21 protein-coding genes are annotated in these 21632 nt (G+C 62.7%); 10 read left to right on the forward strand and 11 right to left on the reverse strand.

The annotated features are described in order from the left end of the window. The first annotated feature begins 398 nt into the window (after positions 1–398). Positions 399–2429 carry a putative bifunctional diguanylate cyclase/phosphodiesterase gene (locus VQ044_RS17745; RefSeq protein ID WP_327647977.1) on the forward strand — a complete coding sequence of 677 codons (2031 nt, stop codon included), beginning with the start codon at positions 399–401 and terminating at the stop codon, positions 2427–2429. A gap of 68 nt (positions 2430–2497) precedes the next feature. Here the strand turns inward: VQ044_RS17745 and VQ044_RS17750 are convergent, their stop codons facing one another. The 4 genes from VQ044_RS17750 to VQ044_RS17765 form a co-directional block, all read right to left on the reverse strand. Next, positions 2498–5629 (reverse strand): efflux RND transporter permease subunit, encoded by a 3132-nt coding sequence (locus VQ044_RS17750; protein ID WP_327647978.1) that lies wholly within the window; start codon positions 5627–5629, stop codon positions 2498–2500. Next, positions 5626–6990, reverse strand: coding sequence for an efflux RND transporter periplasmic adaptor subunit (locus VQ044_RS17755; RefSeq protein WP_327647979.1), 1365 nt, complete (start codon positions 6988–6990; stop codon positions 5626–5628). Before VQ044_RS17755 ends, VQ044_RS17750 begins: the two co-directional genes overlap by 4 nt. A gap of 219 nt (positions 6991–7209) precedes the next feature. After that, positions 7210–8937, reverse strand: a complete 1728-nt coding sequence (locus VQ044_RS17760) for a PRC-barrel domain-containing protein (RefSeq protein ID WP_327647980.1) — start codon at positions 8935–8937, stop codon at positions 7210–7212. Positions 8938–9124: 187 nt separating this feature from the next. Continuing rightward, positions 9125–9289, reverse strand: coding sequence for a DUF1328 domain-containing protein (locus tag VQ044_RS17765; protein ID WP_327647981.1), 165 nt, complete (start codon positions 9287–9289; stop codon positions 9125–9127). Between the two features lie 253 nt (positions 9290–9542). On the opposite strand from VQ044_RS17765, the gene VQ044_RS17770 reads away from it, so the two are divergent. After that, positions 9543–10454 (forward strand): diacylglycerol/lipid kinase family protein, encoded by a 912-nt coding sequence (locus VQ044_RS17770; protein ID WP_327647982.1) that lies wholly within the window; start codon positions 9543–9545, stop codon positions 10452–10454. A 54-nt stretch (positions 10455–10508) separates the two neighbouring features. Here VQ044_RS17770 and VQ044_RS17775 read toward each other — a convergent pair whose 3' ends face one another. The 6 genes from VQ044_RS17775 to VQ044_RS17800 form a co-directional block, all read right to left on the reverse strand. Next, positions 10509–10874, reverse strand: a complete 366-nt coding sequence (locus VQ044_RS17775) for a hypothetical protein (protein WP_327647983.1) — start codon at positions 10872–10874, stop codon at positions 10509–10511. Positions 10875–10950: 76 nt separating this feature from the next. Further along, the gene (locus VQ044_RS17780) at positions 10951–11178 is read right to left on the reverse strand and encodes a hypothetical protein (RefSeq protein ID WP_327647984.1); all 228 of its coding nucleotides are present in this window, start codon (positions 11176–11178) and stop codon (positions 10951–10953) included. Positions 11179–11279: 101 nt separating this feature from the next. Further along, positions 11280–11732, reverse strand: a complete 453-nt coding sequence (locus VQ044_RS17785) for a hypothetical protein (RefSeq protein WP_327623863.1) — start codon at positions 11730–11732, stop codon at positions 11280–11282. A gap of 2 nt (positions 11733–11734) precedes the next feature. Beyond that, positions 11735–12205 carry a DUF883 family protein gene (locus VQ044_RS17790; protein ID WP_327647985.1) on the reverse strand — a complete coding sequence of 157 codons (471 nt, stop codon included), beginning with the start codon at positions 12203–12205 and terminating at the stop codon, positions 11735–11737. 38 nt (positions 12206–12243) lie between these two features. Next, positions 12244–12795 carry a sigma-70 family RNA polymerase sigma factor gene (locus tag VQ044_RS17795; RefSeq protein ID WP_327623861.1) on the reverse strand — a complete coding sequence of 184 codons (552 nt, stop codon included), beginning with the start codon at positions 12793–12795 and terminating at the stop codon, positions 12244–12246. 6 nt (positions 12796–12801) lie between these two features. Then, on the reverse strand, positions 12802–12993 hold the full coding sequence (locus tag VQ044_RS17800) for a NepR family anti-sigma factor (protein ID WP_331827734.1): 192 nt from the start codon (positions 12991–12993) through the stop codon (positions 12802–12804). 351 nt (positions 12994–13344) lie between these two features. Here VQ044_RS17800 and VQ044_RS17805 point away from each other — a divergent pair, with 351 nt between their 5' ends. The 5 genes from VQ044_RS17805 (at position 13345) to VQ044_RS17825 (ending at position 16861) form a co-directional block, all read left to right on the forward strand. After that, positions 13345–14139: a response regulator gene (locus VQ044_RS17805; RefSeq protein ID WP_327623859.1), complete on the forward strand. Its 795-nt coding sequence runs from the start codon at positions 13345–13347 to the stop codon at positions 14137–14139. Positions 14140–14525: 386 nt separating this feature from the next. Continuing rightward, positions 14526–15467, forward strand: a complete 942-nt coding sequence (locus VQ044_RS17810; RefSeq protein WP_327647986.1) for an HWE histidine kinase domain-containing protein — start codon at positions 14526–14528, stop codon at positions 15465–15467. Between the two features lie 145 nt (positions 15468–15612). Then, entirely contained in the window at positions 15613–15903 is a 291-nt protein-coding gene (locus VQ044_RS17815; protein WP_327623857.1) for a hypothetical protein, read from the forward strand. A 144-nt stretch (positions 15904–16047) separates the two neighbouring features. After that, on the forward strand, positions 16048–16332 hold the full coding sequence (locus VQ044_RS17820; RefSeq protein WP_327623856.1) for a glycine zipper domain-containing protein: 285 nt from the start codon (positions 16048–16050) through the stop codon (positions 16330–16332). Positions 16333–16552: 220 nt separating this feature from the next. Continuing rightward, positions 16553–16861: a hypothetical protein gene (locus VQ044_RS17825; RefSeq protein ID WP_327647987.1), complete on the forward strand. Its 309-nt coding sequence runs from the start codon at positions 16553–16555 to the stop codon at positions 16859–16861. 73 nt (positions 16862–16934) lie between these two features. On the opposite strand, the gene VQ044_RS17830 is transcribed toward VQ044_RS17825, so the two are convergent. Beyond that, entirely contained in the window at positions 16935–17717 is a 783-nt protein-coding gene (locus VQ044_RS17830) for a HugZ family pyridoxamine 5'-phosphate oxidase (protein WP_327647988.1), read from the reverse strand. Between the two features lie 206 nt (positions 17718–17923). Here VQ044_RS17830 and VQ044_RS17835 point away from each other — a divergent pair, with 206 nt between their 5' ends. From VQ044_RS17835 to VQ044_RS17845, 3 genes are all read left to right on the forward strand, one after another. Continuing rightward, positions 17924–19510 (forward strand): ABC transporter substrate-binding protein, encoded by a 1587-nt coding sequence (locus tag VQ044_RS17835; protein WP_327647989.1) that lies wholly within the window; start codon positions 17924–17926, stop codon positions 19508–19510. 156 nt (positions 19511–19666) lie between these two features. Further along, positions 19667–20674 (forward strand): ABC transporter permease subunit, encoded by a 1008-nt coding sequence (locus VQ044_RS17840; protein WP_327623851.1) that lies wholly within the window; start codon positions 19667–19669, stop codon positions 20672–20674. 94 nt (positions 20675–20768) lie between these two features. Next, positions 20769–21623: an ABC transporter permease subunit gene (locus VQ044_RS17845; RefSeq protein ID WP_327648007.1), complete on the forward strand. Its 855-nt coding sequence runs from the start codon at positions 20769–20771 to the stop codon at positions 21621–21623. Positions 21624–21632: the final 9 nt, after the last annotated feature.

Raw genomic sequence — 21632 nt, forward strand, 5'->3', positions numbered from 1 at the left:
ATCAGCAGCGCCTTGCTGAAAAGTTCGTTGCCCCTGCTTCGAGGGCCGCGTAACCTTCAACCCGGCATCGCCGCTCAACGAAGTTCAACAACCTTCGGGACATCCCCCTGGATCGCTACGGCCGGCGGCTGGTGTCAGTGACCCTCGCCAACGGCCGCGATGCGGGCGAGGTGCTGATGGCAGAAGGTCTGGCGCAGCGATGGCCGAACAGCGGCAACAAATGGTGCGGCTGAACGGCCAGACCTGACCTGAAAATCATCCAGCATCCGAGACGATCGCGTTCATTGAAATTTACGCCGTCCCCTGCTCCGTCACGCCGAGAAAATTCCTCATAGTAAGAGGACAGTTCTTTAATTTTCGGAGGTTATGCCGGAAGGTTCAACAAGATCGGCACCGTGATGCGCATCGTTTTCCATCTGATCAGCGAACACAATATTCCGTTTGTGCTGCTTGCGGCATTGATGTGCGTCGTCGGCGCCGCGGTGACGATCAGCTTGTTTCGGCGCGCCCTGCAGAATGAGGGCCTGCGCCGGCAAGGGTGGAACTTCCTCACGGCCGTCAGTGCCGGTTCCGCGATTTGGGCAACCCATTTCATCGCCATGCTGGGTTATCGTCCTTCCGCGCCGGTATCCTTCGATCCCGTGCTCACGCTGGTATCGATCCTGATCGCCGTCGTCGGCTCCGGAATCGGCTTTGCAATTTGCGCGAAATGGAAAAATCGGTCGGGAACGATTATCGGCGGCGGTGTCATCGGCCTCGCCATTGCCGCGATGCACTATGTCGGCATGCTGGCGTATCGCGTTGAAGGCCTGGTGTCGTGGAATCAGGCCTATGTCGCGGGTTCGATCGCGCTGGCGGTCGGCCTGTCCATAGCGTCTATCGCTGCCTCGCACCGCTGGGCATGCGGCGTGAAGCGGCGCATCACGACGGCATTGCTGGGGGCCGCGATCGTCCTCCTCCACTTTACCGGCATGGCTGCATTCCAAGTGTCACCGATAGCGGGAGCCGGCGCTGGCGTGGACAGCGGGGTCTTCGCTGCCATGGCATTGTCGATCCTGATCGGTGCCATGATCATTCTCGGCACGGGCATATCCAGCTATCTCATCGACGATCGCACGCGCGCGGTGTCGAATGAGCAGTTGCAACGGATGGCATCTCACGATCCGCTGACGGGATTGGCCAACCGTCGGGCGCTGCGGGAGCGGATCGACGCCGGCTTCCTGTCGGGTGAGCATTTCGGGTATCTGCTCGTCGACCTCGCTCAGTTCAAGGCCGTAAACGATACGTATGGCCATGCTATTGGCGATATCCTTCTTGTAGAGGTGGCCGCTCGCCTCAAGCAGATCGTTGGTGCCGACGGTTTTGTCGCCCGCATAGGGGCAGACGAACTGGCAATTATCCTTTCAGGCACTGATGAGGATGCCGTCAGCATCGCCCACGAGATCCTTCTTGCGATCAGTGATCCGTTCGAGATTCTGGGCCATGTCATTATCACGGGTTGCAATATCGGCATCTGTCGCGCCGAGCTGGCTGTAACCGCTGAAGGCCTCATGCAACAGGCCGACATCGCGCTTAACGAGGCCAAGCGTACCGGCCGCGACCGCGTGTTTTTCTACGAAGAGGGCATGCTCGAGAAGGTCGCGGCTCGCCATCAACTTGAAACCGATCTGAAATCCGCATTGGAAAACCAGGAGTTCCGTCTGGTCTATCAGCCGATCCGCGCTCTCGCGAGCGGGCAGACGATTGGGTACGAAGCGCTGATTCGATGGCATCATCCCACACGCGGTCTTGTGCCGCCCGCTGATTTCATCCCACTGGCGGAGGAGATCGGATGTATTGTGGCGATCGGCGGTTGGGTGCTCGCGGAAGCCTGCCGGGAGGCTGCGAAATGGGACAACGACAAGTATGTCGCGATCAACGTTTCCCCAGTGCAGTTTCGTTCGCCACTGCTGTTCTCCCATGTCACGCAGGCTCTGGCTACCAGCGGCGTGCCCGCTCATCGTCTTGAGATCGAGCTGACGGAAACGGCGATCGTCGCTCAGGGCGCGCGTGTCGCCCAGACGTTGGAGGCGTTTCGGGCACTGGGTATCACGGTGGCGATGGACGACTTCGGTACCGGCTTTTCGTCGCTCGCGCATCTGCGTGACTTGCCGCTCGACCGGATCAAGATCGATCGAAGTTTCGTGGCGACCGCGGCGACGGACAAAAATTCCATGGCGGTTCTTCGGGCGGTGACGCAACTCGGCCGGGATATCGGGATCGCGACATTGGGAGAGGGCGTCGAAACGGTCGAACAACTACGCTTGCTGGAATCCTTGGGTTGCGATGCCGCCCAAGGCTATCTCATCGGCAAGCCCGGAGCTGTCGAAGCCGCGTCGTTTAAAACCTCTGCTGACCCGAAATTCGCGGCCGCGGTCGCCCGGACGTGATTTGATCCTCCACCATCAAGGTCAACGCTCCAAGTGAGCTTCGTTGCGGGTGGTCGCCCGTTCGTTCCTCACTCCGCCGGCGCTCCGCGAGCCTCCGCTGCCGCGATATCGCGTTGCAGACGCGCCGCTTTCTCGGCGTTCGGCGTCGAGAAGCGGCCGAGGATCAGATAGGCGACGGGCGTGACGTAGAGCGTCGAGAAGGTTGCGAGGCCGAGGCCTCCGACGATCACCGTTCCGAGCGCCGCGCGCGCCTCGGCGCCGGCACCGGAGGCCAGCAGCAGCGGCACGCCGCCGACAACGGTGGCGATCATGGTCATGATCACCGGACGCAGCCGGATCAACGCGGCCTGCTCCGCCGCCTCACGCAATCCCATCCCTTCCTCTCGTAACTGATTGGCGAATTCGACGATGAGGATGCCGTTCTTGGCCATGATGCCGACCAGCAGGACGAGGCCGATCTGGCTGTAAAGATTAAGGCTGGTCCCGAAGAAATTCAGCGCGAAGATCGCGCAGGCGACACCGAGCGGCACCGTCGCGAGGATGATGAAGGCCGAAACGAAGCTCTCGAACTGGGCGGCGAGGACCAGGAGGATAATGACGATGGCAAAGCCGAACACCATCGCAAGCCCGCTGTTGGCCTCTCCGAGCGCCGCGGCTTCGGCCAGCGGAATCAGCCGCTGGTCGGCCGGCAGAATATCGGCGGCGAAAGCCTGCAGCGAGACCCAGCCGTCCTGGATCGCCATGCCGTCCGGCAATTGTGCGGCGAGCGAGACGGCGCGCGAGCGAGCCTCGCGGGTGAGCGCCGGCGCGATCGGCTTTTCCTCGACGCTGGCCACCGTCGACATCGGCACGATGCGGCCATCCTGAGCCTTCAGGAAGATGTTGGCGAGATCGCCCGGGTCGTTGACCGGTTGGCTGGTCGAAATCAGCTTGATCGACACCTGTTTGTCCTCGATGTAGGTCCGGCCGATTTCGCGGCCGTCGAGGAGCGCCTGCATGGCCGTGGCGAGGCCGTCGATGTCGATGCCGAGATCGGAGGCTCGGGCTCGGTCGATCAGCACCGAGAGCTGCGGCTGGGTAGCGTCTTCGGAGAGCCGTATGCTGCCCCAGCGACCGTCGGCCTGCATGGCCTCCTTCAGCCTGTCGGCGCTCGTTGCCAGCTCTTCGTAATTCTGCCCGGCGATGGCGAATTGCAGGCCGCGGCCGCCGCCGCGGATGCCAAGCGAATTCGGCTGGATCGCAAAGGCGCGCACGCCCGCCACCTGGCGCAGCTTGCCATTGATCTCGGCGACGATCGCCTGCTGCGAGCGTTCGCGTTCCGCCCAGTCGGCCAAGGTGACGACCAGGAATGCGGAGTTCGCTGAGCCGCGTCCCGAGATGGCGAAGACATTCCGGGCTTCGCCGGCTTCCACATAGGGAAGAACGATGTCCTCGATCCGGCGCAGCTGGGAATTGGTGTAGTCGAGGCTGGCTCCTTGCGGCGCGCTGACGCTCATCAGGACAAGGGCGCGATCCTCGCTCGGCGTCAGTTCCTGGGGCATCTGGAGAAAGGTGAGGTAGGCCGCGAAGGAGAACAGGCCGGCGACGACGACGACGAGGAGAGGAAGCGCGAGGCAGGCGCGCAGGGTGACGGCGTAGAGTCCGGCGAGACGTGTGCCGAGCCACCGCATCGTCCGCTGGAACCAACCCGGTCTCCGCTCGTCCTCGCGGGCCTTGAGGAAATGCGCCGCGAGCATTGGGCAGAGCGTCAGGGCGATGAAGGACGAGATGACCACCGCGATGGCGAGGACGAAGCCGAACTCGCGAAACAGGCCGCCGGCCGTCCCCGGCAGGAACGAGATCGGCACGAAAACGGCGGCCAGCGTCGCCGTCGTCGAGATCACGGCGAAGAACACCTCGCGGGTGCCGATGACCGCCGCGGCGTGGGGCCGGGCACCCATGTCGCGGCGCCGCACGATGTTCTCCAAGACGATGATCGCGTCGTCGACGACCATGCCCGTCGCCAGTACCAGCGCCAGGAGCGTCAGGATGTTGATCGAAAAGCCGACGAGATGGATGAAGGCGATCACGCCGATCAAGGCGATTGGGATCGTCACCGCCGGAATGACGGTCGCGCGGACATTCAGGAGAAACAGGAAAATCACCAAGACGACGATGGCTACGGCCAACCCCAGCGCGACAGCCACCTCGTGGATCGCCCCGTTGATGAAGGTCGCGTCGTCGCTGGTCACGCGAATCGTGACGCCATCGGGAAGCGTACGATTGAGATTGGCGACTTCGGCGTGGATTCCGGAGGAGATATCGAGCGTGCTCGATCCGGCCTGGCGCACGACACCGAGCCCGACGCCGGCCTGGCCGCTCACCCGGAGCTGGGAGGCCGCGTCGTCCGGTCCGAAACGTACGCTGGCAACATCGGCGAGCCGCGTGCGGGCGTCGAGGAAGATGGCCTCGAACGCCTCCGGCGATGTCACGTTGGCGTCGGCGCGCACTATGAGATTCTGGGTCGGGGAGGCCAACGATCCGGCCGGCACGTCAAGCGCGGCGTTTCGCAGCGCGTCGGCGACGTCGCCAAGCGTCAGCCCCCTTGTCGCCAATCTGTCGGGATCGATGTCGACATAGATCAGCTTCTCGCGCTCGCCGTAGATCTGCAAATCGGCAACGCCCTCGACGGCCGCCAGCTGATCGGCGATGCGGTCCTCGACCAGTGTCGACAGATCCTCGATTGCCATGGCGGGAGCCGTCACCGCAAGCCGCATGATCGCTTCGGCATCCGCGTCGGCCTTGACGATCCGCGGTTCCCCGGCGCCATCCGGCAGGGCGTTTGCGACACGGCCGACCGCGTCGCGCACGTCACTGGCCGCGACGTTGAGATCGGTCGATTCGGTGAATTCGATGGTCACCCGGCTGTCACCGAAGCGCGAGCGCGAGGAGATCGAGGCGATACCGGACACGCGGGCGACGGCGCTCTCGATTTCGCTGGTGATCTGCCGGTCGACCGTTTCCGGGGAGGCACCGTCGAAGTCGATGCTGACGCTGATCACCGGGCGGTCGACATTGGGCAGTTCGCGCACTTCGACCGCATTGAAAGCTGCGAGTCCGGCGACGACGATCAAAAGGTTGAGCACGATGGTCAGAACCGGCCGGCGAACGAAGAGGCCGGCGAGCGCGGTCAAGCCGTCGGGCTTGGACGGAAGGCTCATCGGGCCGGGTCCTCGGCGCTGGTCGCGGGAAGAGTGGGGGCCACCGGCAAGGCGGCTGCCGCGGCGCTCCCGACGGCCTCAGGCGCGAGGAAACTCCGGCGTCCGGTCGTTGCTGGCGCATTGTCGGCCGACGGAGCCGGTGGCGCCGACGGGGGCGAGGCCGGCGCTCCGCTTGGCTTCGGCCTGACGGTTGTCTGGATCGCCACGGCACCGTCCGAGCGGACGGACTGCAGCCCTTCGACCACGACGAGATCGTCCGTCTTGAGAGCGTCGGATGTGACCAGAACCCTGTCGCTGTTGCGCTCGACGATCTGAACCGCCGCTTTGCGCGCTTTGCCATCGACGATTTTCCAGACGATCGGTCCGGTGCGCTCCCAAACCACAGCGATCGGATCAAGGGAGAGGAAGGTTTCCCCCTCCAGCGACAAGGTCACGGTGAACGACATGCCCGGACGCAGCGCGTCGTCGGCATTGTCGACCATCGCTTCGGTGCGCAAGGTGCGGCTGCTTTCATCCAGACGGCTGTCGATCGCGCTGATGTGGCCTTGATAGGTCTTGTCCGGACGGGCGGTTGAGACAGCCTGGACCGGCGCGCCGACTGTCAGTTTCTTCACGAAGCTTTCCGGCGTATAGAAGATGACCTTCAATTGCTCGCGGTCGTCGACGGTGGCAATGACCGTCTGACTGCCGACGAGATCTCCCTTGTCGACCGAGACGATGCCGACGCGGCCTCCAATCGGAGCGCGAATGTCGCGTTTGCCCAGTGCTATTTCGGCGGTTCGCAGATCCAGCCTGGCGGTCTCGCGCTCGCGGATGATGGTATCGACCTCGACGGCGCTGAGGGTGTTCGATTTCCGCAGCCGTTCGAAGCGGGTGACCTTGTCTTCCGCCGCGTCGAGGGCGATCCGGGCACGCTCCACTGCAATTTCTTCGCTCGCCCTCTCAAGGCGCACGAGAACGTCGCCTTCCTCGACCTTCTGGCCGGAACCGATACCGATCTCCGCCACGATGCCGGTGGTATTGTCCGGATAGACCACGATCGAACGCGCGGCATCGCCGGTGCCGATCGCCCGCATCCGTGTGCGGGTCACCCCGGTCGTAACCGCGCCCGCGACCACGGGAGTTGCATTGTTGCCGCGGCCGGCGCCTGCGCGCCCTCCGCCTGGACGCTCGGCGCTTGCTTCCATCGCGGGATTTGCAGCCTCTGGCGCGAGCCAGACGATGGCGGATCGGATCGCCGGGGGGAGGGCGATGTCGGATTCCAGGATCCACCGGCCCGCCGCCGGATCGACCTTCAAATAGGCTGCCCCCGCCCCCAGCAGCACCACGAGCGTTACGATCAGCTGTTTCAGGAATGCCATTGGCTACCGTGTCATCTAGAAGGGCGGCGCGATCGTCGGACCCTGGATGCGATTATAGCGGAGTTTGGACGACGACACCCGCAAGGATGGGTTACGAAGTGTAATTCGGGTCGTTTCGGCTTCACAAGCAGGCATCGGGCGTACAATCACGGGCCGGCAACGAAAAAAGGGCCCGCCTTGCGGCGAGCCCCTTTCGGCTGGTTGCTGATCCGTCGAAGATCAGTTGGTCTTCGTCGCAGGCTGCTCTTCGGCCGGGGCCGGAGCGGTGTTGGTCGACTGGGCCGGCACTTCGCCGCTCTGGAGGCGCATGGTGTCGCGGCTCTCGGCATAGGTGTCGGCGTTATACTCCGGCTGGCTCTTCAGCTGATCCTCGGAGAACTGCGTGTAGAGGTAGAGCGAGCCATTGGCGTCCTGCATGAACTCCAGGTTATCCATGGCGACCGCAACTTCCTTCTCGCCGATGCCGAGGAACCCGCCGACGTCGATGATGATCGCGTCGACCTTGCCCTCTTCGCTGAGCGCGATGTCGCCGATCTCGCCGACCTTCTCATCGTTCGGGCCGTAGACCTTCGTGCCCATCAGGTTGTCGGCCGTCAGCAGTGACTTGTCGGTGACCGGGCTCATCTGCTGCGGCTGGTCGGTGCCACCAGTCGAAGCGGTGGTCGTGGCGTCGGCCGTGCCGGCGACAACGCCCGCGGCACCTGCGGCTGCCGCGTCAGCGGCCTGCTGGGTCTCCAGAGCTGCGTTGTCCGTCTTGGTCTCGACGTCCGCTGCGGCCTGCTTGGTCTCCAGCGCGGCCTTGTCGGCAGCCTCGTTGGTGTTCGCCTTGGCATCCGCAGCGAGCTTCTCCGTGTACTCCGCCGACTTCTCCGTGGAGGCCTCGACGTTTGCCGCCTGCTCGGTTTCCGCCGTCGCATCAACCGCGCCGGTTTCCGTGGCAGCCATCTGCTCTGGACGCTCGTCTTCGAAGGACGGTGCCTTCTCCAACTGCTCCTTCGAGGCGGCGAGCGTCACGCGGACGTCGTCCTTGTCGTCGGCTTCCCGGGCCAACTGGAACTGATCGAACGGCACCGCGACGTCCTTCTCGTCGATTCCGAGGAACCCGCCCACACCGATGATACCGGCCTCGATCTTGCCTGACGACGCCAGGACCAAGTCGTTGATCTCGCCGATTTTCTCTGCGTCCTCACCCGGACCCGAATAGACCTCGGCTCCGACGATCTTTTCCGAGAGATACTGATCGGCACCAACGCTCGCCACGAATTCGCCAGTTGTCGACGACGATGCCGTCTGGGTCGCTGCGGCGTTGGCATCGGGCTGAGTGGTCTCTGCCGCGATCTTGGCCTCGGTCTGGGTTTCAGCCTTGGGCGCGTCGCCGGTTGCGGCGGCCGTCTCGGTGGATGCCTCGCCAGCAGGCGCCACAACGGCACCTTCGGTCGAAGCCGCCGCCTGCTGCTCGTCCGGCTTGGTAAACGCTGGGGCTTGGGCGAGCTGGTCGGCGCTCAGGTTGAGAACCGCGCGCGGCTCATTGTCCTTGTCCATGGTCCAGGTGATCTGGTCGAACGGGATGGCAAGGGTCTTGGATTCCGTGCCGACATTCGCATCGACGATCGCTGCGACGACGGAACCATCGTTTCCGATGAGGAAGTTCTGGATCTCACCGACGGTCTCGGCGTCCTCGGCTTCGCTGGCATAGATCGAGGCACCGCTGAGCTCGGACGCCAGGTACTGGTCCGCCGACAGGTTCTGCAGGTAGCCGCCTGCGCTGGCGGTCTGTTCCGTCTGTGCGCTTGCGTCAGCGGCAGGCGCGGCCGTCGTAGCGGACGTGTCGGCGGTGGCAGCTGCCTCGGGAGCCTTGGTCTGCTCCGGGGTCGCGGCGTCCTGCGCATAGGCGCCAGTGGCGATCACAGTGGCAAGCGCGGTGGTAGCGAGAAGTTTGCGGATCATGATAAGACCTCCTTGGTCTATTGTTACCGATAGACTTAGCCACGCGGTGTGTGTTGTGGAAAGCAGGTGCCGCGTGGCATTCAGTGGGTTAATTTGCGGGAAAGCGATCGGTTCCCATTTGGTCACGGTTTATTCACGAACTTCGTGATGAGGCTTGCCGCGAGGCTCTGCCCCGCAGCGGTTTGCGTCATGCGAACACCAGAACTCCGAAGAGCAGCATCAACAACAGGCCGATGAGGACGACGAAGATCAGAATCTTGGCGATGCCGGCCGATGCGCCAGCGACGCCGCGAAATCCCAACAGGCTGGCGACCGCCGCAACGATCAGTAATATGACGATCCATTCGATCATGAGATGCTCCCACATCTGGGCACGCTAGCAGCGGCCGGGTTCGACGATGGCGATGAAACGGACCACCCGCGCAATGGTTCCGCTTAACAACTGTTTTTCCCATCGTTGTCGGGGTGGAGAGCTTCCTGGCCTATCCGGGGCGAATCCGGAGGCATTTCTTTTCACCCGCCCCATTTGCTTATGAATTCGCCGCCTAATTTAGCCCGGGTGGCCGCAGACCCCGCGGGTCACTTCAAACGCCGGATACGACCCCATGAAGATCCTCGCCCTCCTCAATCGAGACGGCGGAACGCTGAAGACGACGGACCGCGACGAACTCGTCGCGCTCATGAATGACGAGTTTGCGATCCACGGGCATGAATTGACCGTGGAGAGTTGCGCGGGGGACGAGATCGTTGCCGCGATCAAGTCGGCGGCTCTGCGTGACGATCTCGACGTGCTCATGGTGGGCGGCGGCGACGGGACGGTATCGGCCGCGGCCGCCGCACTTGCCCACGGCGACATCGCGCTCGGCATTTTGCCAGCCGGCACGATGAACTTGTTTGCCCGGACACTCCAGATTCCGCTCGATTTGCCCGCGGCCGTAGCCGCGCTGGCAGGGGGCGTGGTGGTGAATGTTGACATCGGCAGCGTCAATGACCGGATATTCGTGCATCAGTTTGCCGTCGGGTTGCATGCCCGGATGGTCCGGATGCGCTCCAAGATCCAGTATGGCTCCCGGCTCGGTAAAATCGTCGCGACCGCACGCGCAGTCTTCCTGGCGCTACGGCGGGTTCCTGCGATCGAACTCGAGCTCGAGATCGACGGCGTCCTCAAGCGTATCAAGTCGCCTGCCGTCGCAGTGTCGAACAATCTCTACGGAGTTGGGCATATCCCGTATGCCGATGATCCGCGGGGAGGTGAATTGGGCGTCTACATCTGCACGGAACGCAAGGTGGGCGCGGTGACCAAATTGACGTTTGACATCTTGACCGGCGCCTGGCGGCAAAATCCCGACCTCCTGTCCCAGACGGCACAACGAGTGCGCATCCACTATTGGGGCAAGAATCGAAAGAAGCGGGCCGTTCTGGATGGTGAACTCTGCACGTTGGACGCGGAAAGTGTCGTGGAGATCCACCCACGCGCCCTCAAGGTCCTGGTGCCGGCGGAGGCCACCTATCTTTGAGGCGTCGGCACGACTCTGGCTGGCCGGACCGATATAGCCTTTGCGTGCGGCGGCTCAGTCGTCGTCAGGGAGGTCGTCGGGCGAACGCGCATCGGAGCGTGCCTCGGGATCGAGACCCGCCGCCTCCAGCGTGCCGTAGGTATGGCCGCCTTGGGCAAGCATGTTCAGCGCTTCGCTGATCTGTTGCTGAAGCGGGTCGAATTCGCCGCCCTGGTCGATGACGTCCCGCGTTCCGACCTGGCGGGCCAATTCCTCCAGGCGCCCCTGACGCTCTTCGATCGTCATTCCGGGACTGTTGAGAATGTCTTCGATCTCGGCCTGGGTGACCGGCTGACTGATGCCGGGTTGATCGGCATCGTCGCCAATCTCTTCGTCCACGGCGATGATATCGGTCTCGGTCTGGTTGTGAGGATCGGACATCTGCAATCTCCCTAAGGCTCGATCTGAACGCCCCGATGCCAAAAGCCGGGGCATGGCCGATTTCGCAAAGACAACACTAGCCTGAATTTTTGGGCGCGACGACTGTTTCCGAGGGCTCGGAGCCGACGGCCGGAGCCTCGATCGTGGGACGGTCGGTGGAAAGGTCGGAATCCGGCAGGAACCAGCCATAGGCGCCAAGGCCCAGAAAGGCGATGACGGCGAGAACCAGCCCGCCAATGAGAACAAGAAGTACGGGCGTACCCTTTTTACCCTGCCTGGCGTTTTCGGGTTCGATATCAGACAAGGGAAACCTTTTTGAATTCGATCTGTGGAACCGTCATCGGAATACTCCTTGAAAACCCTCCGCTGTCCCGCTGTGTAACGGTTCGGCTGTGCGCTACGCCGTCAGTACCATCGGTCTCCGCGGGTTCGGTAAGAGGAGATCGCCCGCCAGATGCCCCAGGCGCCCGCCGCCGCGACCGGCACAAGCAAAAGGCCTTTGCGCTTTTTCACCAAGCCGAAAACCTGTGGCGCACTCGACAGGGCGGTGACGCCCGCGATCGCAGCGATATCGCGTTGCAGGCGGTCGTCGGCGCGTTTGCGGGGCGGTTTGCGTGCGATCACCACGGCGACCCCCGTTGCGATGAGCAACAGGAACGAAACGCCCGCGAACCCTAGCGCCGTCTCCAACGCCCCGTACCGATTGGCCAGAAAGATGGACAGGGCACTGATCAGTGAGGCCAGCATCGCGATCGCGAAGAGTCCCATGATGGCGTAAAGTACTGCCAGCCGCTTCAGCCGCGCCATATAAATCCCGGCTTCGCCGGTCATCAGCTTGATGATCAGTTGCAGGATCATCGTCAGCGGCGGAAGAGACGGGCATAGAGGTAGCCAGCTGCCGCTGCGATAAGCACGCTCTTGATCGGCTCGGAGCGAACCTTTTCGCTGAGTTGCTCCTCGAGATCGGAAGCGGCGTCCTGTGCCTGGCGCAGATATTGCTCACCGCGTTCGCGCACATCGTCCCTCAAGGCAAAAGCCTGTCGCTTCGCATCATCCGCTCGGCCCGTCGCCAGAGACTTCAGCGCATCCGCCACTCCCGCGACGTCTTCGCGCAGCTTGGCAACCTGTTCTTCCAGGTCGGCATTGTCGCCCTTCGCGGGGGGGGGGGCAGCCGTCTGAGCGGAAGTTGAGCTCTTGTTCGGGGAAGTGTCGGAAGCCATGAGAACCTCGTTCTGTGCGAATTGACAATGGGGCCTGGAACTGTGGATGGGGCGCTCGGTCCCGAAGGCGATCTTCTTACCTGAAACCATTTCGCCCGCGCGTTGTTCCATGCGACGCGCAGCTTTTGCACGCCTGGGAACGACGGTTGTCAGGCGGCCGGAGCAACTCCGATGATCTGCGAGGAAATCGAGTCAGGACCGTATTCGCCGTCCCCCTCGATGCCGAGGATTTCACTGATTCTGGTACGGGCGCGCGATACGCGGCTCTTGATCGTTCCGACGGCGCAATGGCAGATGTCTGCTGCTTCCTCGTAGGAGAAACCGGATGCGCCGATCAGGATCAGCGCTTCGCGCTGATCGTCGGGCAGCATGTCCAGCGCCTTGCGGAAATCCTGCAGATCGACATGACCCTGCTGCTCCGGGTGGCCGGCGAGCTGCATGGCATGCATTCCGTCGACATCCTGTACCTCGCGCCCCTTTCTGCGCATCTGCGTGTAAAATTCGTTGCGCAAGATGGTGAAGAGCCAAGCCTTGAGGTTGGTCCCGGGCTGGAACGTATGCTGTTTGTCCCAAGCTTTGACGAGCGTCTCCTGCACCAAGTCGTCGGCGCGATCGAACGAACCGGACAGCGAGGCGGCGAACGCTCTCAAATTGGGAATAATAGCAATCAATTCTCTGCGAAAGTCCATCTGATCGCTCATCAAAACCTACTTGCGGCCTGATGTCTTGGAGGCGGATTCCGCCTCGTCGAGCGCGTCCAGCAGCGACAGGAAGCGATCCGGGACAGGCTCGCTCGCCACGTCGTCATAATACGCCTTCAGACGCTTGCCGATCGCCGAATGCACGCCGGGATCGGTACCCTTACCCGCAGATTTGTTCACATGTGCCGTATGCACCATATCTTCCTTCGTCTCGCGATCACCCATCATACGTCTCGGAGCGTTGTGTTAAGCAGCCTTGTTGGTAGCCGCGCGCTGACGGTCTGTCGCGTATCTCTCATTTGCAAAACTCGCATTCGCACTGACCCCCCTCGGCAATCGTTGCCGAGAAACTAGCTTCGATCCCCCGCCCATCAAGATATTAAGGCGCTGCGGCCCACAATATTTGACGATGAGGTTTCACTTTTCCAACCCAGTTCCCATGTGCCTAATCGTTGGAAGCGCATAAAGTTCCAATGCGTGGAACTTTTCTGCATATTCCGCGTTTTCACGCCCACCGACTTTGTTTCGGTCGACACGAGGGGAGTTTTCATGTCGATGTCATCCCGCATAGCGCCGCATATTCCGTATCTCCGGCGCTATTCACGAGCACTTAGCGGCTCTCAATCGAGCGGTGATGCTTATGTCGCGGCTGTTCTGGAAGCTTTGATTGCCGATCCGAGCCTGTTTCCCGACGACCAAGCGCCGCGAATTTCGCTCTACAAGCTGTTTTCCTCGATGTGGCAGTCCGTCGAGGTGAACATTCGCGACGATGCGCCGACCTCCGCTTGGGAAGAGAAGGCCTCTCGCAATCTGCGCGCCATCTCGCCGTTGCCGAGGCAGGCGTTTCTCCTCGTCGCGGTCGAGGGGTTCACGACCGAGGAGGCCGGCTACATTCTCGGCGCCGACGAGGCGAAGTTCTCGGACTTGATCGACCAGGCCAGTTCCGACATTGGGCGGCAGGTGTCGACCGATATCATGATCATCGAGGATGAACCGCTGATCGCGATGGATATCGAGCAGATGGTGGAAAGCCTCGGGCACACCGTGACCGGTATTGCCCGGACGCAAAAGGAGGCGATTGCGCTGTTCGAGCGGCAGCGGCCCGGGATGGTGCTGGCCGATATTCAGCTTGCCGACGGCAGTTCGGGAATCGATGCGGTCAACGATATTCTCGCGAAGGTTTCGGTTCCGGTCATCTTTATTACCGCGTTCCCGGAGCGGCTTTTGACCGGCGAGCGGCCAGAGCCCACCTTCCTGGTGACCAAGCCGTTCAATCCCGACATGGTGAAGGCGTTGATCAGTCAGGCGCTGTTCTTCGAAACCGATAGTCAGGCGGCCGCGTAAGCGGCTGTCGCCATGTCCGCTCGCCAGCTAGTCGGCAATGGTCGCCGCGCATTGCTGGAAAAATGCTTTGGGATCGACCGATGTGCTGTCGTGCAAGCTGAGCGGGTCGGCGAAAATCGGAAGGGAAGAAGCATCACCGGCCGGCGGGTGGGTGAGGCATCGGATGCGGGTGGCCGGATTGTCGAGGTTCGGACTGCATCGAACATGGGCTCGCGGTCTGCTGTCTGGGTAGAACGCTTGGAAGGTGAGGTGCCCCTCTTTCTGCGGAATGTTTGCGGCTCCCCTGAGGTCGCGTCGAGGTCGAGATCGAGATCGGGGCAATCATGTTGGTCGAGCGTCCTATGATGGTGTCGAACAAAATACTGCGGGCGCTCGAGACCACGGACATGTCCGTGTTCTCCCAGGACTGCGATCTGCGTTATGTCGGGATCTGCAATGCCGGCCGATCCTGGCTCGCCGGAGCGCAAGCGGGTATGGTCGATGCTGATCTTTTGGCGCCGCAGGGCGCCGAGCGATCGGTCGTGATGAAGCGGGAGGTGATCCGCACGCAGCGGCCCGCGCGCTTCGAGCTCGCCATCGCGTCCGGCGCCTCTTTACGATGGTATGACATTCGCATCGATGTGGACCATGACGAGGACGGTGACGTCTGCGGCGTGATCGGAACCTCGGTGGAGATCACTGAACAAAAGCGCCGCGAAGAGACGCTGAAGACCCTGCTGCGTGAGTTGTCGCATCGCTCCAAGAACCTTTTGGCGATCATCCAGAGTCTGGCGAGTCAGACGGCGCGTCACTCGGTGACCGTTCCGGAGTTTCTCGTCCGCTTCAGAGGGCGGATTCAATCGCTCGCCTACTCCCAGGATATCGTCACCGATGCCGATTGGCGTGGCGCGGACTTGATGAGCCTCGTCACGATGCAGGTCGAACGCTACGCGCCCGACGGCATGGATCAAATCGCGGTCGAGTCTCCCGACGTCTATCTCTCGCCGACGGCGTCGTTGCATGTGGGGCTCGCACTGCACGAACTGGCGGTCAACGCCGCCTCCTACGGATCATTGTCCGTCCCCGGCGGAACGGTCGCCATCGGCGCGTGGCTTGAAGACAGGGAGGATGAGGAAACCCTCGTCCTGGATTGGCAAGAACGAAACGGTCCGCGCGTTCGCCCGGAGCGTGATGCTCGCTTTGGTACGTCGACGTTGGAGCGGATCGTGCCGAACGCGGTCGGCGGGGCAGCCTCGCTCGAATATTTTTCCGACGGCTTGCGCTATACGCTGACGATTCCTCAGGACCAGTACGAGGTCAACTCGCGCTCCTCTGCCGTAAAGGCCTGAGTCGCCGATCCGGTTCGCTGAGCCGACGGGAACACCGGGCTTTTCGCCGAATCGCCTTTTTCCGAGACGTTTTTTTTCAGGTGCCAGCAGGGAATTTGGAACGACTTTCCGAATTGGCCGTTGTTTAGCCAAAGGAGACGTTTCGATGGAACATGTTGCGGCTTTTATGTTACTTGTCGGATGCTCGGGCGATGCTTCGGTCTGCAGAGAAATTCCCGTTCCTGTTCCGGCATATGAGTCGGTTGAGGAATGCCGGCGCGATTTGGCGCTTGAGATGCGCCTGAGTGGCTCCACGGAGAGCAGGGTTCTCGGCGCCTGCAAGGCCGTCGACGCGGACGTCTTCGAGCAATCGGCTTCGATCGACTGGGCCGTCAGCCGGACCGGCGAGTTGCTGATCACGTTTGACGCGGAACCGCAGATGGTGGCGTCCCGTTAAAAGCGGCCGAAAAAATTTGGGCGGGCTGTCCGGCGTTTGATACCCGTGCCAATCTGGATCTGGTCAGTCATCAATATGGTGACGGAACGAAATTGATGCGTTATCGTTGTGAGTGGGGACGACGGGTCCAGTGAGAGGTTGAACATGTTCAAGAAATATTCGATTGCCGCCATCGCAGCGGCTACCATCTTGGTCGCCGGTTGCACGACGGAAGATCGCTATACCGCCGGAGGCGCGGCGCTTGGCGGTCTTGGCGGCGCGGCGATCGGAGCCGGCGTGACGGGCGATGCGAAGGGCGCGCTGATCGGCGGCGCCATCGGCGCTGGCACCGGCGCGGTGGTCGGCAACGTCATCGGCCGCTCCAAGGAGCGTCCGGGCTATTGCCGTTATTCCGACGGTAACATCTATCGTTGCCCAGCCGGTTACTGACCGGGCACGACGGCGATTTGATCGTAAGAGAGCTGCCGGGGTCGTCTCGGCAGCTTTTTTTGTGGCCAAATCCGGGAGAAAAAGCCTCGGCACGGACCGATCGCGTCCGATGCGGAGGGCCGAGCCGCCGGCGCGGCAGTGAAGACGGTCCGTGTACGGGCGGTTTCTCGATGAGATGTGCATTCGGTCGGCGCGGAATGATGGGATGGAGAATCTGAGGTTGACCGAAAAACGTTCGCAGACGCCCCGCGGGCATCGAAAGAACGGCTGCCTCCTTGCGGCGCTGGTCGGCGCAATTGTGCTGTCCGGTTGCACTGGCGGCGCCTTGCCCCCGGTTTTTGGCGCGGTTTTCGGTCTCTCAGGGGCCGAGGTTGCGCCGTTCCGGGTCGGGCGAATTCCGGAGACCGTCGTCACCTCCGACGATCGCGTGCTCGGCCTGGCGGCCAATAATCCGGGCCAGTGCATCTATCTGAGCGGGCAGAGCAATCGCAGGTTCCGCGCGGCCTGCCCGGAGGGCTTCAAGGTCTAGGTCGCGAAGGGACGCCGGGGGAACGATGCGTTCGTCGGGGCATAGGTTCACGCGGTTTCATTCCTCAGATTCGTCACGCCTTGCCGGCCGCCAGATCGATGAATGCGCTCCGGAACCCGCCGGCTGCCACGGCATCGGCGCGAAACTCCACCCGACACAGTGCATCTCCGCGCAGAATTTCGAAGCCGAGGCGATCGAGAGTCGCGATACGCCATCCATGCCCCTCATGGCCGGCATCGAGGGCGATGCGGTCGATCGCATCGCCATGATCCGCATTCATGTGGTCGCGCGCCCGGATGGCCGTGGCTTGGAGTTTCTCCGCAGGGCCGTCGATGAACTCGGCGGGCGTGAGTTCAAAGGCGCGTCCAAAGCCGCCATTCAGCGAAGCGGACGCCGACTCCAGCTGGACGAAATGGAAATCGCCGAAATCCGCGTAGAGCGCGGATTTCGGATGGCGCGCGAGGAACCGCTCCCGCACCGCCGGACGCTCCGGATCCGTCGCCGCGATGGCGCTTGCCGTCCCGAACACCGTCAAACGGGGATGGGTGAGGGGGTCGCCTTTGCCCGTCGCCCCGACCAGCAGTGAGCAGCGGCGATCGACCGCAAGGGCCTTGGCATGCAGCGTGAGGTCGGACATCAGCAGTAGCGGCCGGCCGAGGAAGTCGGTTGCCACGAGGACTCGGCTGGCCGCCGGATGGCCGTCGCCAGGGCGCAGCACCGCAAGGGCGCCGTGGCGAGCCGAGCGCAGCAGTGTCCGGGCGAGCCGTCTCGCGTCCGCGTCGACGGGCTGCAAGGGGGAGGCACGCTCGGCGGGGCGGTCGGCCGAAACCTTGGGGCGATCTGTTTTCTTGCTCATCCCACGAATGATAAACCAGATTGTTCATGCCGCGCAGCGGCAAATCCTGGCCAAATCGACGCGATATGCATCGTCGGGGGGCGAAGCGCAGGGGATGGTTTTTTGAATGCTTGGTCAAAAAATGCGCTTGCATGACGCCGGCAAAACCTGTCCGATATCGACTTCCGGCGGGTTTGACCCGCCTCGTGATCAGGGAGATGCCATCCATGAAACTGTTCACCCGGCTCGTTGCGGCGACCGCTTTAACGCTCGCGCTCGGCTCCGCCGCATCGGCCAAGACGCTCGTCTACTGTTCGGAAGGATCGCCCGAGGGTTTTGACCCGGCGCTCTATACCGCCGGCACGACCTTCGATGCCTCGTCCAAGCCGGTCTATAATCGCCTGGTCGAATTCAAGCGCGGCACGACCGAGATCCAGCCCGGCCTCGCCGAGAGCTGGGAAGTGTCGGAGGACCGGACCGAATACACATTCAAGCTCCGTCCCGGCGCCAAGTTCCACACCACCGACTTCTTTACGCCGTCGCGCGATCTCAATGCGGACGACGTCATCTTCTCCTTCGAGCGCCAGCTCAAGGAGGACAACCCGTTCAACAAATATGTCGACGGCGCGAGCTGGGAGTATTTCAACGGCATGTCGATGCCGGATCTCGTCAAGTCGATCGAAAAGGTCGACGACTTGACAGTGAAATTCGTGCTCAATCGCCCGGAAGCGCCATTTCTGGCCAACATGGCAATGGACTTCGCCTCGATCCTTTCAAAGGAATATGCGGATTCGCTCGGCGACAACAAAGCCGATCTGAACCAGAAGCCTGTCGGCACCGGCCCGTTCAGCTTCCTCGCCTACCAGCCTGATCAGGTGATCCGCTATAAGGCCTTTGCCGACTATTGGGACGGCAAGCAGCCGATCGACGATCTGGTCTTCGCCATCACCACCGATCAGGCGGTGCGCCAGCAAAAGCTCCTGTCGGGCGAGTGTCACGTGATGCCCTATCCGGCACCCGCCGATATCGAGGCGCTGAAGGCCAACGCCGACATTGAAGTCATGGAGCAGGAGGGGCTGAACGTCGGCTATCTCGCCTACAACACCAAGGTGGCGCCGTTCGACAAGCCGGAGGTCCGCAAGGCTCTCAATATGGCGATCAACAAGGAGGCAATCCTCGAAGCCGTGTTCCAGGGCGCCGGCAAGGCTGCCAAGAACCCGATCCCGCCGACGATGTGGTCCTACAACGACGCGATCGTGGACGATCCCTATGATCCGGAGAAGGCCAAGCAGGCCCTGGCCGATGCGGGCGTCGAAAACCTGTCCATGAAGATCTGGGCGATGCCGGTGCAGCGCCCGTACAATCCGAATGCGCGGCGCATGGCCGAACTCATCCAGGAGGATCTCAAGCGGATCGGAGTCACGGCCGAGATCGTCTCTTATGAGTGGGGCGAGTATCTCGAGCGCTCGAAGGCAGAGGACCGCGACGGCGCGGTGTTGCTTGGCTGGACCGGCGACAACGGCGATCCGGACAACTTCCTCGCGGTGCTGCTGGGCTGTGACGGCGTCGGCGGCTCCAATCGGGCGCAATGGTGCAACCAGGAATTCGAGAGCCTGATCCAGAAGGCCAAGAGCGGCGAGCAGGAAGAGCGCGCCAAGCTCTACGAGGAGGCGCAGGTCGTCTTCAAGCGCGAGGCGCCCTGGGGCACGATCGCGCATTCCGTCGTCCATATGCCGATGCGCGCCAACGTGACCGGCTACGTCATGGACCCGCTCGGCGGTCACTGGTTCGACGGCGTCGACATCAGCGAGTAACAGGACAGGGAAGGGCGGTTCACGGGCCGCCCTCCCTGCTTTTTGTGAAGCGATGCCAGGTTCGGGTGGGCAAGGTCCATTCGCGTCCTCGTGTCGACCCCGCCGGGCGGTGCCGGGAAACGGTGCCCGCCTCCGGCGAACCTCAAGTCGGATGCCATGCTCCGTTTTCTTCTGTACCGGATCGCCCTCCTGATCCCGACCTTCGTCGGCGTCGCCGTCGTCGCCTTCGCCTTCATCAGGCTGTTGCCGGGTGATCCGATCATGCTGCTCGCCGGCGAGCGGGGCATGTCGGCGGAACGCTACGCCGAGCTGCAAAAGGTCTATGGCTACGACCAGCCGATCGTCATGCAGTTCTTCGACTATCTCGTCGGCATCCTGCAGGGCGACCTCGGCACCTCGATCGTCACCAAGCGGCCGGTGCTGGGGGAGTTCCTGACGCTGTTTCCCGCGACGCTGGAACTGTCGACCTGCGCCATCATCTTCGCCGTCGCGATCGGCCTGCCACTCGGCATTCTGGCGGCCGTCAATCGGGGGACGTGGCTCGACCAGTCGATCATGGGGACCGCGCTCGTCGGATATTCCATGCCGATCTTCTGGTGGGGACTGCTGCTGATCATCTTCTTTTCCGGGACGCTCGGCTGGACGCCGGTCTCGGGACGCATCTCGCTGCTCTATTATTTCCCGCAAGTGACCGGCTTCATGCTGATCGACAGCCTTCTGTCCGGTCAGGACGGAGCGTTCCGGTCGGCGCTCAGCCATCTGATCCTGCCGACGATCGTCCTTGGCACCATTCCACTCGCCGTGATCGCGAGACAGACCCGCTCCGCCATGCTCGAGGTGCTGAGCGACGACTATGTCCGCACCGCCCGCGCCAAGGGGCTGCGGCCGCTGCGAGTCGTCGGGGTCCACGCCCTTCGCAACGCCCTGATTCCGGTGGTGACCGTCATCGGCCTGCAGGTCGGCGTGCTTCTGGCCGGGGCCATCCTGACGGAAACGATTTTCTCCTGGCCCGGCGTCGGCAAATGGATGGTCGATTCGGTTTTCAAGCGCGATTATCCGGTGGTGCAGGGCGGGCTGCTGCTGGTCGCCGGCGTGGTGATGGTCGTCAATCTCCTGGTCGATCTCCTCTACGGGTTCATCAACCCGCGTATCCGGCATCACTGAGGCGATTATGGTCCATACCGACGAACTCAACAGGATCGACGATGCCGAGGCCGCCGCGGGCGGTGCGCCCGGACGCCGGGGCACGCGGCGGGCGATGCTCGCCGAATTCTGGTTCTATTTCTCCGAGAACAAGGGCGCCGTGATCGGACTGACGGTATTCTGTCTGCTCGTTCTGATCGCGATTTTCGCACCGCTGATCGCGCCGCACAGCCCGTCGGCGCAGTATCGCGACGCGCTGCTACAGCCGCCTTTCTGGGAGGATGGCGGAACGGCCACCTTCCTGCTCGGCACCGACGCGGTGGGACGCGACCTGCTCTCGCGGCTGATTTATGGCGCGCGTTTCTCGCTTTTCGTCGGTGTCGTCGTGGTGTCGATCTCGGTTACCGGCGGGATCGTGATCGGGCTGATCGCCGGCTATTTCAGGGGCTGGGTGGATACGCTGATCATGCGGGTGATGGACGTGATCCTCGCCTTCCCATCGCTGCTCCTGGCGCTGGTGCTGGTCGCGATCCTCGGGCCCGGCCTGGTCAATGCGATGATCGCCATCGCCATCGTGCTGCAACCGCATTTCGTCCGGCTGACGCGGGCCTCGGTGATGGCGGAGAAAGAGCGCGAATACGTCACCGCGGCCCGTGTCGTCGGCGCCAGTCCCTTGCGGCTGATGGTGGTGACCATCCTGCCCAACTGCCTCGGCCCGCTGATCGTCCAGGGGACGCTGTCCTTTTCCACCGCCATCCTTGATGCCGCCGCGCTCGGCTTTCTCGGCATGGGCGCCCAGCCGCCGACGCCCGAATGGGGCACGATGCTGGCCGAGGCGCGCGAGTTCATCCTCAGGGCGTGGTGGGTGGTCACTCTGCCCGGGCTGGCAATTCTCATCACCGTGCTTGCCATCAATCTGGTGGGCGATGGCCTTCGCGATGCGCTCGACCCGAAGATGAAGCGGAGTTGACACTCTAAC

This window comes from Aurantimonas sp. C2-5-R2 (assembly GCF_036549495.1).
GTDB classification, from domain to species: domain Bacteria; phylum Pseudomonadota; class Alphaproteobacteria; order Rhizobiales; family Rhizobiaceae; genus Aurantimonas; species Aurantimonas coralicida_A.